Genomic DNA, 13,553 nt, shown 5'->3' on the forward strand with positions numbered 1-13,553 from the left:
TTTGTAGTAGAATCTGTTAGGTTGCGTGTGATGAGCCGCAAACTAAAAGTTTGCGCTACAAAATCCGATCAATCATTAGGTCGTCGTATATCAAATCTTCTGTTACCCCTTAAAGACACAATTTTAAGACGGAAAGGGTGCATAATTGGAAAAAAAGTAAAAAAAAATGAATTTTATAGTAAAGGCCGTAATTATTTATGCACCAACACAAGGGCGAGGATACAATCCTCGCCAGCGGCGGTGGGCGGTTTGTTCCCTGACGAACTGTAAACATATTTTCGGATTTTACTATAATCCAATGCGATTGGGGAAATGTTGGTTAGTCATCGGTTTTCGGTTGACGGTCGGGAATTAGAGTTCCATTAACCCCCCTAACCCCCCTTATCAGGGGGGAATAAGAGGTCGGGAATCGGAGTTCCGTCGTATAGGAGTCGGGAATTAGAGTTCCCTCCTACAAGGCAGGTTGCTTGGAAAGAGAGAAGATATATTTCAATTGTTGGTAGGTGCGGTTTGAAACCGTGCCTACCGAATTTGGGGGTTGAGAAATGTTAACGGAAGATGTAAAAAGGCATAAAGAGGTTCAAGGACGGGAACCTGGGCAAGAAACTGATATTTAGAGAACGGATTTTACAGTTCGTCTTCGATTGAGATATGAAACACCCCGCGCTGTTGCGTAGCAATGTAGAGTCTGTTTTTACTGACAACCAGAGAGACAATTTTATCTGGAACACTTTGAGAAATCCGATTCCACTTGTCATGAGTATCCAAGCGATAGGCACCCGCATCATCAGCACCATAGATTGTCGTACCATCCACGGCAAAGTCGTCTATAATAATCCGTTTACCCATTCTATCGGTGAGTGCGCGCCAGTGCGCGCCGGTTTGCGAGCTTAAGACCCCTTCATCAGTTGAGACGTAAACCGTAGAACCGGCAAACACTATCTTCCTGAAGTGGGTAAAGTGAAGCGGAAGGGTTGGTGTAATATTTTTCCAACTCTTTCCACCATCGAGCGATTGAAACAGCCTACCATTCCGTTTACCGACATAGATGGTTTCTCCTGAAACCGCTAACTTGAAGCCTCTATCAGACTCATGAAGCGGGTCATTGGTATCTATTAATCCAGTGTCTTCCCATTCCGAGTCGCCGGGTTTCCACTTGAAAAGCCGTTGCTTGTATTCCACGTAGAACGTTTGTCCATTGACTGCAAACCCGCCAATTTCGTTATGTTCAAAGGCGAAGGAGAATGTTGCTGGTGGGTTCTCGTTTTTTTCAGGGTCATTAGGCAAGGGCTTTTGTTTCGCTTCTTCGGCACTTGTCCACAGCTTAATCAAGGAGGATTCTCTTTCAAAAGTGGGGGCTTCCTGAACTGGGACAAACACGTCGTCACCTGCAGATGAATGGAAAACGCGAAAGCCGTCATCGTCACGAGCAATTCCGTAAAGAATGTCGCCAGCAGTCGCTACTTGTGAGACAAGGGAAAGATTCTTCCCGTCTGCTCCGAGCGGTTGATCGTTGGAACCGATCTGCACGGTTTCCCACGTCTCGCCACCGTCAACGGATTGAACAAGATCCATGCCAGTCTGTGCATACAATTTGTCGTTGCAAGCGGTCAAGTCCTGTATAGTTTCCATTATCCCATTCATAAATGGGTGCCAAGATTCACTTCCATCAATTGTGCGATGAATACCGTGGGAACTGACTTGGTAAAAAGTGTTTTCGTCCACTGCTACAACTCCGTGTGGTAAAAGTGTTGTTTCACCAGTACCCTCCACAATCACCATACCATGTGTACTCATGAGAGGAGATTCATTTTTAGGCGTTATTTCAGTCCACGACGCGCCTAAGTCGGTCGAGTGGAAAATTCTGCTTGTGCTCTCGTCGTACCAAGGTGTTCTCGAAAGTATGAGTCGTTCCACATGCTCTCTTGACATTGACTTAAACGGTCCCAGTGGCAAAAAATCAGAGTTCATTCCAACATAGAGGTTGTTTTCAAACCCTATCAGGGAATGGACAGGTTCCGACGTACCGACTGATAATCGTTGCCAAACATCTGAATTGAGGCGATGGAGCCCCTCGTTGGTGCCAGCAAATACCGTATTTTCAACCGCCGCTACTGCGTAAACACTTTGGTCTGTGAGTCCATTCTCCAAAAGGTTCCACTGCGCACCAGCATTTGTGGATCTGAAAATGCCTTTCGTGTGAAGGGCGAGATACATTATAGGACGCGCGTTTTGGTTATTCCCTTGTATCTCATCTACAACGATAAATCCAACAGCCTCTCCCTCTGGTCGAGAGCAAAGGACATACCACGTTTCGCCATTGTCGGTTGAAGCGAATATTTTCTCACTGGAAACAATATAGAGGGTATTGCCATGTTCTGCCATTGGCATTCGGAGCATGGTGGTTGGCACGCTCGTGCTGGTGAGCGTCCACGCAGTTGCTTCTGGCGTTAGCCTATAGATCCCCTTTGATGTAACAGCATAAAGCGTTTTCTCAGATGTTGCAAAGATGTCACGCACGTGTCCGCCTAACGGTCCATTTGTCCGAGTCCACTGAGAGATGGAAGGTCTGAGTGAATCCGTTGACGTATTGGACGCTAAAGTTGTCTCAAAGGTCTGCCCGTCACCGCTGCTTTTATTGGGGTTAGTAGCACGTCCAGCCTGATTCCGCACAGCGGGTTTCGCATGAGTATCAAGGACGATGGGTGCGTCAACAATTTCAATGATAAATTCAGATTCTGCCTCAAAACTGTACGGCTGCTGAAACCGAGCGAGATATTGATTGCTCGCACCCAGCAGCAGCATAATCAAAACCGTAGCTGCACCAAAAGCCGCCCATGGAAGCAAAGGTTTCGCAACCGGGGGGCCTGTCGGTTTCATGTCAGCGACCTGTTGCATGACGCTCTCAATTAAGTTGGTAGGTAATTGAACACCACCGAGGACTTCACTAATTAAGAGTTCGTCTTTCTCTTGTAGACGTTTTCGTGCCCGATGAAGCCGACTATGAACCGTCTTCACAGATACACCTAAGAATTTACCGATTTCCTTCGATGTCATCTCACCGAGATAATAGAGGGACACTACTGTGCGCTCACTCTCCGGCAATCTCGCCAGAAGTTTTCTGACGATTTCGGTGCGATGTTCGGAGGCTTCTGTCTCGCGATGTTCCGAAACATGGCGGGTGTATGATAATTTTTCTATTTCTGCGGTGGATGTACCGTCCAGCGATTGGATTGCTGGTTTTTTCTTGCGCAACCAATTCAGGCAAAGTCGATTTGCGATGACATACAGCCATCCGGCAAACTGGTTGGGGTTCTTGAGTGTTGAGAGTTTTTTGTATGCCTGAAGGAAGGTGTCTTGTGTTATCTCTTCAGCATAGTGAAAGTCGCCAATCTTCCGCCACGCAAGCGCGTGGACACTCTTTTGGTATTTTTTAACTAAAATACTGAACGCTTCATCGTTGCCTGACAAGATACTGTGAATCAACTGAACATCATCTCTTACCATCAGAATTCTCCATGATTAATGAATAGTTTTGGTCGTTTTGAACATGTATTAGGCACTGCTGGCGAGGTTTGAAACCTCGCCAGCAAAGGAAGCTGCGTAAGTCCTGTAATGAATGGTTTTGGTCGTTTTGAACAGACCCAGTAACATGGTGAAACTCTACTTCTATTATCATAGCAATACAAACACTGTTTTTCCAATAAATTCTCGTGGAGAATAGAGTGAAACCCAACAATTCGCACTAACCTACCTATTTCGTTAAAGTGTTGGATTTCACCCATAGTGCTAAAACCGTAACCTTTTCTCCTTAAATATCCATACGGAAGAATTTCAGAAACGCCACGGTTGTTAGCACGATTGCAAAGAAGCAGAGCAGCAGTAGATCCAGTGCGGCGTGTTGGAGCGTTTCTGCCAAGGTTGCTTCAGCGACCGGTGGAGGCGGCATCGGAGACTGGATTTCTTCTATATGGGTAAGATTCCCTGGGTCTTCTGACATTTTGCTGAACATTTCCGTATCAAGTGTCTCATAGTAGCGAGTTCCCGTTTGGAAGTAAGTGTTTTTTTTCGCCTGACCGGTTTGTGTGGTATCCGTTGCAAGAAAAATGAAGGAAGCCGTCGGTGTGATTCGGGAGAAATTTACACCGATTGCATCTTGGTGTTTTCTTTCTCGCTGATAACGCCTATCGAGTTGCGTCGCGAGGTCCCGGTATTTTAACCGAGCCTCCTCTTCAAGCGGTGCCATCTTCTCATTCATTTTCTCGTAGTGTTCTGGACCTATTGTAAAGACGGCGGTCCCTCCCGGCGCGGGGTTAGATTTCATCATTTCAGATAACACTTCACCCATCATTTTGCCTCTTTCCGCTTCGAGGGTAGCACGCAATTCTGCTCGCCTCGCTGTTTTTTCCCTGTAGACACTCTCCGCTGTTGAAGTTGGCGCGACGATTTGTGCCGCGAGAAACCCGACACGCGGTAAAATCAGAACAGCAAACACCCAGACAGTAAAAGCAACGATGAGGGCTGTCTTGGCACTGTCGAAATAAATTGAGATCACCGCCCCTACCGCAAAAAAGACCGCAATGTAGAGCAGCGAGACAAAGATAAGACACAGGATTCGCAGAAAAGTGTCCGATTCAGATAGTGGAAATCCTTGCAAAACGAGCACGAGTAAACCGATAATTACCGAGATTAAGAACGGAAGGATGAAGACGAGGTATCCACCGATGAGTTTGCTCCACAGAAAGATATCGCGTGGCAGCGCATTGGCGAGTGTTATCCGAAGTGTTCCTGCTTCTCTTTCGCCCGCGACGGCATCAAACGTAAACAACAATGCCAGTAGACTAAAGACAGTACTGACGACAAACACGAAATCGAGATGTCCCAAAAGAAAGGCTATTGGCGCGGTAGACAGTGACGCTTCACCCCGTGTTATTCCGTTGCGTGTCATACCGAGATAACTTGGAAGGGCAGATTCTAAACCCGTCGCAAACACACTTAAAGGTGTCGGTTTAAGAATCAACTTGGAAACTTCAAAATTCGGATCCGTCGACGCTTTTGCAGTAAAGCTAAAGTAGTGTTTCGGACCTGCCGATTCCTTACCATTTTCGTCTTCGAGAGTGTCTTCGTCTTTGAGAATTTCTTGTTCTTGATAGTCGATTTGGCGTTTGAGGTAATGATGGTAATTGATATGTAAATTGAGTGGTATGAGTAATACACACATCAGTAGCAGGGCAACAAACCGAGCACTCAGAATGTGATGCATCATCTCTTTTTGAATCAAGGTCATTAACATTGGCGTATCTCCATTCTCATGAAAAGTGTAAAAAAAATCCAGTACGAAGTAAGCGTATTAGAATTATCAGAATTTGCTCTTACAATCCCAGTGAATTATAGTAAAACCTGTAATTACCTATACATCAACACGAGGGCGAGGTTCATGAAGATTAAGAATTTAATTCGGTAATGTAGGGCAGGTACAAGACCTGCCCCTACAATCGTTTTCCTCAACTTGATGTTTTCTCCTCAAATATCTGTACGGAAAAATCTCAGAAACGCCACGGTTGTTAGCACGACTGCGAAGAAACAGAGCAGTAGCGCATCCACAATTGATCGACGGAGTGTCTCTCCTAAGGTTGTCTCCTCCAGCGCGGTGGGCTGTGGAACTTTGACAGGGGGCTTGTAATGCTCGGACGGGATATGATCTGAAATTTTGCTGAACACATCCATGTCAAGCCTATTCCAGTAGCGATTTCCTGCTTGCAAGTAGTCGCTTCTTTTCCCTTTCCCCGTCTGTGTCAAGTTCGTAGCGAGATAGATTAAAGAAGATGTGGGTGTCATTCGGGAGAGCGTCTCACCGATTTGCTCTTGTCTTTTTGTTTCACGTTTGTAATCTCGGTCAAGTTTATCAGAGTAGTTTTGGAATTTTAAGCGATATTCCTCTTCAAGCGGTCCCATGCGCTCAGCAATTTTTTCCCTATTTTCCCCCATTCCCGGTACTACTACCGTCATTCTGCGGCCCATTTCATCCGTTACTTCTTCTCCTTTGAGCTGAATTTTATCTCTTTCCTTTTTAAGCACCGCGTTAAAATCCTCTTGCATGGCTGCTTTCTCCATATAGACGCTCTGCGGTGTTCGGGTCGGGGTAATGAGTTTGGCGGCAAGGAACCCAACGCGTGGTGTAATCAGCACCGCAAATACCCAGACAGTAAAGGCAATGATGAGAGCCGTCTTGGCACTATCCAGATAGATAGAAATCACCGTCCCTATCGCGAAAAACACCGCAATATAAAGCAAGGAGGCGAGGATTAAACCGAGTACCCGTGGAAAAATATCGGACTCACCGAGCGGAAATCCTTGCCAAACGATCATCAGTAAACCGAAGATAAATGATACCAAGAACGGAACAACAAACACAAGGTATCCACCAATCAACTTGCTCCATAGGAATACGTCGCGCGGGAGCGCGTTCGCTAAGGTAATTCGCAACGTCCCTGCTTCTCTCTCCCCAGCAACGGCATCGAATGTAAACAGCAACGCCAGCAGACTGAAAACTGTACCTATCACAAAGAGAAAATCGAGATGTCCCAGTAGATAGGAAAGGGGTGAGGCAATTAAAGCGTCGGGTCCCTGTGTGATCCCATTGCGGGTCATCCCCAAATAACTCGGTAGCACGTTTTCCAGTCCGTTTGCGAAGACGCTCAAAGGGGTCGGTTTGAGAAAGACTTTGGAAACTTCCTCTTCCGGTTCAGGTGGTGACTTCGGGTCCACTTCCGCCTCTTCAATGTTTGCGCGTTTAATCGCTTCTTGGTAGTCCACTAAATTTTGGCGATAATTGCTGTAATTGATATGCAAGGTAAGCGGAACAAGCAAGAGACACATCAGCAGAAGTGCTACAAATCGGGCACTCAAGATGTGGTGCATCATCTCTTTCTGAATCAGGGTCATTAACATTATCGCATCCTCATTCCATGGTAAAGTATCGTGAGATTTGAAACAAAATAATCGTGTAACACTATCCTTCAGTTCTTAAAGACACAATTTTTTCCGGAATGCTTGCATAATTTTGAAAAAAGATCAAAAAATCTGAATTTTAATCTAAAAATTGGTAAAACGACTTAAAGATATGAGAAATGGAGAAAAGAACAAAACATTTGACATTTTTTCACTTTAATTATAAGATGTAGGCAATCTGATAGCGGTTTCTCCCAATCCAACGAAACCGAAACGTGAGAACGGTATTCCATTGAAAGCTACCAACGTGAGGTCCCTCCTCACAGTGAACGTATCGGAGGTGAACATGTCACAGAACGATGTTGCGTTAATGGCGCACCTCATGCGCCGCGCAGGGTTTGGCACAACCCGCACCGAACTGGAAGCCTACGTTGAAAAAGGCTATGAGAACGTAGTTGACGACCTCGTCCATCCCGAACGCGGGACCCCCATTGATGAAGATATTTTAGACCGCTACTTCGGCAGTGAAGGGGGTTATGTCGGAACTTGGATTTATCGGATGATGAACAGTAGATGCCCGCTTCAAGAGAAGATGGCACTCTTCTGGCATCATGTCTTTGCAACGGGACTGGGCAAGAATCAGCACATCCTTGCATCCACGAACCAGATTGATCTGTTCCGAAGCGTCGGTATGGGGAAAATGCGAGACATTTTACTCGAACTCTCCAAAGATCCGGCGATGATCTTCTGGCTCGACAACAACGAAAATCGCAAAGGCGAACCCAACGAGAATTACGGTAGAGAACTCCTTGAACTTTTCTCATTAGGTGTGGGTAACTACACAGAAGATGACATTAAGAACTGCGCTCTCGCCTTTACAGGCTGGACATTCGGACAACCGATTCCATTGTACCCCCACGGTTACTACGCGCCTCCTTTTCTCTTCGTTGAGGAGGAACACGACAATAGCGAAAAAACCTTTTTGGGGCATACCGGAAACCTCAACGGCGATGACATCATTGATATTATTGTCGAGCAACCCGCTTGTGCGAGATTCATCTCCAGACACCTTTACAACTTCTTTGTCGCAGATGAACCGCAGGTACCGTCGTGGAATGTGACACCGCCGCAGGACCCGGACGCAATTGAAACACTCGCGGACGCATTCATGGCATCTGATGGACATATATCCCATGTTCTCAGTGTCCTCTTCAATGCCGACTTCTTCAAAGAAGCCCAATTCAAGAAGGTAAAAAACCCGACGGAACTCGTTACGGGAATCCTGAAACTGATAGGGACCTGCCAAGGTCCACAACCGGGGATGGCGCAATATGCGAGTGCTACCCAATTGATGGGACAGAAACTTCTCGATCCGCCCACCGTAGAAGGATGGCACACCGGTAAAGAGTGGATTGATGGCGGTCTGCTAACTGCCCGCGTCAATTTTGCCGTTCGTGAAGTCAGCGATGCGTCGAAACCGGGCATTCAGGATATTATTACACGCTTGAAAAATAATGGAAATCCGCTCTCACCAGAAACATTTGTGGAGAGTTGCCTCGAATTTGCGGGTCCATTGGTGGTGGGAGATACGACGCGTCAGTATTTGACCGAATTCGCTGAGGTGAACGGTGAGATTGATTTTAGAGATGATGCTGCTGCGGAGGAGAACCAAACCCTGCTCGTCAGTATGCTCCAGTTAATTGTTGCATCAAGAGAGTATCAACTTGGCTAACCTTTTTGTAGCCTTGGACCGAACATAGGAGATGTTGCTATGAATACTACGAAAAAAGCCCCGGTCCTCGTCGTTGTGCAACTCAGCGGTGGCAACGACTTCATGAATACGCTCATTCCCTACACAGCCGGGATTTACCACGATTCACGTCCAGTTGTCGGCATCAAATCGGAAGATGTCCTACCGTCAGAAGTGGACGACGCTTTGGGTTGGCACCCGCAGGCTGCCCCGCTGAAAGAGATGTTTGATGCCGGTAATGTCGCCGTTGTGCAGGGCATCGGCTACCCCGATTCAAACCGATCGCATTTCAGGGCGATGGATATCTGGCATACTTGTGAACCGCTGAAAATCGGTGATGAGGGGTGGGTCGGTAGGCTTGTCCGAGAACTTGATCCACAGAGCCAGAACGTCTTAACAGGTGTCAGTTTCGGACAGGGACTGCCGCGCGCCTGTGCACTTTCAGGTATTCCTGTCACCTCTGTCGGTGACTTGGATAACTACGGACTGATGACCAGCATTGGCGATGAAGGGCACCGCACAAAAGCACTTGACGTATTCAAGAAGATGTATAGCAGCACGGTCGGCACCGGCATCGTGATGGACTACCTCAGCCAGACCGGATTAGATGTGATTAAAGGTGCGGATGAACTCAAGAAGGCACCGGCGATGTACAAGTCCGAGGTGGAATATCCACAAAACGCAATCGCAAAAAGCCTGCGAGATGTCGCACGCGTCCACCTCGCTGATCTCGGCACACGCGTCTTTTACACGCAGCACGGCGGTTATGATAACCACGCCAACGAGGTACCGACACATCCACGACTCCTGACAGAACTGACGGAAGCCATCCAAGCGTTCTTCACCGACCTACGGTCACAGAACGCCTCTGAAGAGGTCGTCATGTACGTCTTCACAGAATTCGGTAGACGTATCCGAGACAACGCCAGCGGCACGGATCACGGAACCGGCGGTGGTGCGTTCATCATCGGCGATCGCGTGAAAGGTGGACTTTACGCCGAATACCCATCTCTTGATCCGTCCCGTTGGGTACATGGTGAAGACCTTGAACACACTATCGACTTCCGTGGTATATACGGAACGCTTTTAGAGCAGTGGATGGGTGTAGACCCAACGCACATCGTCGGCGGGAATTTTGAACAGATTCATCCCTTTTCAGTGTAGCTTGCAAACTGAAACTTGCTATTAAATGACGTAGGACAACGGGAGGAGGCATATTATGGGAAGACCGTACGGCTTGCTGCGTGCCGGGTTTCCATTTCATAAGACCCTAAGCATGCGGCGCACGACGAATTTTCCGATCGACATCGCAATCGGAAAAGAGGGACGTATATATATTATGTGCCGTAGCGACGGCACCGCAATGATCCGAAAATACACCGTTGAAGACGAAGACCTCGGCACAATGGGTGGTTACGGACAGGGTGACGGGCAATTCACATGGCCCGTAACGATTACCTCTGACAGTGAAGAAAACCTCTATGTCTCCGATGAATACTTGCATCGGATTGTCGCCTTCAACAGCGAAGGTGAACACATCGGTACATGGGGGGAACACGGCACCGATCCGGGACAACTCAACGGTCCCGCTGGCATCGCCTTCGACCCGGAAGAGAATCTCTACGTCGCCGATAGTCTGAGCCACCGGGTACAGAAGTTCACGAAAGACGGCAAGTTCCTCTTCGGATGGGGGACTTATGGCGACGGTGAAGGTGAATTTAACATGCCGTGGGGTGTTGCCGTAGACGAGCTCGGTGATGTCTATGTTGTTGATTGGCGAAACGACAGGGTGCAGAAGTTCAATGCCGAGGGAGAATTCGTCTTCGCATTCGGCAAGTCCGGCAGCGGCAACGGTGAACTCAACCGTCCTGCCGGGATTGATGTTGACCTGCACGGCGACATCTATGTTGCTGACCGAGGCAATGACCGCATTCAACTCTTCAACGCCGAAGGGCGGTATGTGCAGAAGTTCCTCGGTGATGCCACACTGTCAAAGGTGTCACTGGCTTACATGATGACGAACGCCAGTCCAAATCGGATGCGAGACATGGCGGATTTGGAACCGCAGAAATACCTACGTTCCCCCAAATCCGTTGCTGTCAGTGATGATGGATTGATGTTCGTACCTGACTTTGAATCCTACCGGGTTCAGGTTTATCGGAATATGGCAGTGCCGTTGACAGAGCAGGAATTTAGCCCACCCCGTAGGTCGGTTACACTACATCAGGAGTAAATGTCAAGTCATTAGGCAAAAACCATATTCTCTTAGCAGAGCCAGGCGTGTATTCTATACGCTTGGCTTTTTTGTATGCTGACGAAGGAATGAATCTTAAAAACCCAATTGAAAGCGAATCTTACGTCAACCAAAAAATCCAATTAAACGTTGAATTGTTGCGTAATATATGAACAGAGGTTAAAATGACTGCATGAAGCCAAAATTCGTTATAGTTCTGGCTATATTCATTACTATGCCACTGTCCGTTTTTGCGCAAACCGGTGATGTCCAAGGAACCGTCTATCAGCAAAGCACTGGAAAATCCCTCGCAGCTGCTGATGTCCGCATTACCGAAACCGACCAGAGTCAAAAAACCGATGAAAACGGTATCTTCCGCTTCACAGAACTTCCCGAAGGCACCTATACTTTTGTTGTTACGCATCCGCTTGAACCCCAACCTACGGAAATCTCTGTTGACATCAGCAGCGGTGATACCACCAAAGTCAAAATACATCTCGGACCAGCCTTTAAACTCGAAACAGTCGTGGTAGAAGGACGACGGCTTCCACCAACGGTGAGTCGCACGGAAATCCGTGGCAGTGAGCTCCTACGTATCCCCGGCACCACCAACGACGCGCTCAAAGGATTGATGACGCTCCCAAGCATCGGTATCCCAAACGATTATTTGGGCATCCTCTACATTCGCGGCAGTGGTCCCAGCGACACCATTTACTATCTTGACAGAACACCTTTCGGTTATCCTTTTCACTACGGTGGACTCGTTTCAACAATCAACTCTGACATCATTGAGGACATTCATATATACGCCGGTGGTTACGGTGCCGAATTCGGGTTAGATTCACAGACTGTACTTGATATCCGCTCCCGCGACCGGACAGACAAACGGAGGTTGAGCGGCAAGTTTAACCTTAACGTTCTCTATTCCGAAGGAATGCTTGAAGGTAGAATCGGCGATAAAGGCTACTTTCACGTCGCCGGAAGGCGGAGTTATTTTGATTTCATTGCTGGAGTGTTTCTTGAAGATTTGGTGTGGCCCTACTTCTCCGATTACCAAGTCAAATTTGTCTATGAGCTTGCCGAAAACCATCATCTCACTGTTAATGCCTTTGGAACAAACGACCACTTTCATATCAGACCAAGTGCTACAGTGATATCTGACTTTTCTGCGTACTTCAGAAACGGTTTTGAAGCGCAAGGTATCCATCTCCGTTCAGAGTTCACTGAAAACCTAACATCCAACATCTCTTTCACCCACGCCTTCACTTTTCTTAATACGGATTTTGAGGCAATTTTCGGTGAATCTTTCTTAACGGAGGTGGACGGCAGAGAAATAGAACCAGAACTTATATCCCAAAGATCCATATACAACAACATAAAGGTTAATGTTCCAATCTATACACTCCGTGGAGATGTCTCTTACCAGCTAACGCCTAAGTTCCAATTTGAACCCGGAGTGCTCTTCACATTTAGCCCAGCAAAGAGTTTTGGAGACCGAGGCATAATATATGAAGGGTTAACCGATTCAGATATATTTTCCATATTGCATGAAGATGAAGAATTGATGAACAGCGATAACGAGTTCTATCAGATAATCCGCCCTGGGGCAGATCGCGATGAGTTCTGGTACGATTTTCGACGCTCAGAAGGGTATCTACAGGGACGATACGATCCACTCTCATTTCTGTCGCTCGCGCTTGGTATACGGTTCGACTATTTCAATCTAACGGAGGAACTCTCCGTTCAACCGCGCGGAAGTTTGAGTGTAAAACTTTCCAATAACGCCACGCTCCGCTTTGCTTACGGGACTTATGAACAGAGTCCATTGGCGTATCAAGTGCTTGCCGAGAATGGAAACAGAGACTTAAAATCCAGCACTGCGAACCACTATATTATGGAGTTTGAACACGATATTTCATCACAAACAGAACTCAAATTCGCAACCTATTACAAAGGCATACGGGACTTAGTAACGGCAAGTCAAACCGAACGTGTTAATAATGTTGACGCGCAAATTGCACCTAATTATCTTAATCAAGGCACGGGATTTATAGGTGGTGCAGAGGCATTCCTAAGGCACCGCGTTAATGAAAAGTTCTTCGGTTGGTTCTCTTACACATGGACACATAGGGAACAGCGCACACATCCTGATGCCCTTTATGAACCACACATCTTTGATAACACACATATTATCAGTCTCGTCGGTAACTATAGCATCAGCCCAACTTTTGAGATTGGCGGGAAATGGCAGTATTCAAGCGGGACAACCGGTGCGCATGTAAGCGAAATTCTTCTCATCCAAGATCCAATAACACGAGGCATGCAACCTATTTTCACTGATGTTCAGGGCGTGGCGGAAATACCTTTGGCATCGTTACCCTCCTATCACCGATTAGATCTGCGTGTGAGTAAAACATGGGATCGTAAAGGGTGGCAAATAGGTGGATTTCTCGAGATTCTGAATGTTTACAATCGTAAAAATACTATCAAGTTTTATAATCCGGCGGGTGACGATGTACAGGAAGCACCCCAACTTCCCATCATCCCCTACGGCGGCTTGACAATCGAGTTCTGAATCCAAACGATCCAATACCATTAAACCCCGTTCCACCATCGCTG

The 13,553-nt window shown here is 47.1% G+C and carries 7 protein-coding genes; 4 read left to right on the forward strand and 3 right to left on the reverse strand.

The annotated features are described in order from the left end of the window. Positions 1-627 precede the first annotated feature (627 nt). From OXH39_03635 to OXH39_03645, 3 genes are all read right to left on the reverse strand, one after another. Positions 628-3,507: a sigma-70 family RNA polymerase sigma factor gene (locus OXH39_03635; GenBank protein ID MCY3549528.1), complete on the reverse strand. Its 2,880-nt coding sequence runs from the start codon at positions 3,505-3,507 to the stop codon at positions 628-630. Positions 3,508-3,811: 304 nt separating this feature from the next. Next, entirely contained in the window at positions 3,812-5,293 is a 1,482-nt protein-coding gene (locus tag OXH39_03640) for an ABC transporter permease (protein MCY3549529.1), read from the reverse strand. 230 nt (positions 5,294-5,523) lie between these two features. After that, the gene (locus OXH39_03645; GenBank protein ID MCY3549530.1) at positions 5,524-6,951 is read right to left on the reverse strand and encodes an ABC transporter permease subunit; all 1,428 of its coding nucleotides are present in this window, start codon (positions 6,949-6,951) and stop codon (positions 5,524-5,526) included. Positions 6,952-7,297: 346 nt separating this feature from the next. Between OXH39_03645 and OXH39_03650 the strand changes: the two genes are divergently transcribed. The 4 genes from OXH39_03650 to OXH39_03665 all read left to right on the forward strand — a co-directional run bounded on the left by OXH39_03650 (position 7,298) and on the right by OXH39_03665 (position 13,509). Then, on the forward strand, positions 7,298-8,683 hold the full coding sequence (locus OXH39_03650) for a DUF1800 domain-containing protein (GenBank protein ID MCY3549531.1): 1,386 nt from the start codon (positions 7,298-7,300) through the stop codon (positions 8,681-8,683). A 39-nt stretch (positions 8,684-8,722) separates the two neighbouring features. Beyond that, positions 8,723-9,865 (forward strand): DUF1501 domain-containing protein, encoded by a 1,143-nt coding sequence (locus OXH39_03655; GenBank protein ID MCY3549532.1) that lies wholly within the window; start codon positions 8,723-8,725, stop codon positions 9,863-9,865. 55 nt (positions 9,866-9,920) lie between these two features. Further along, a complete protein-coding gene (locus OXH39_03660) occupies positions 9,921-10,934 on the forward strand; it encodes an NHL repeat-containing protein (protein ID MCY3549533.1) in 1,014 nt (337 codons plus the stop codon). A gap of 235 nt (positions 10,935-11,169) precedes the next feature. After that, complete coding sequence (locus OXH39_03665) at positions 11,170-13,509, forward strand: TonB-dependent receptor (protein MCY3549534.1); 2,340 nt, start codon at positions 11,170-11,172, stop codon at positions 13,507-13,509. Positions 13,510-13,553 lie beyond the last annotated feature (44 nt).

This window comes from Candidatus Poribacteria bacterium, assembly GCA_026702755.1.
Taxonomy (GTDB): Bacteria; Poribacteria; WGA-4E; order WGA-4E; family WGA-3G; genus WGA-3G.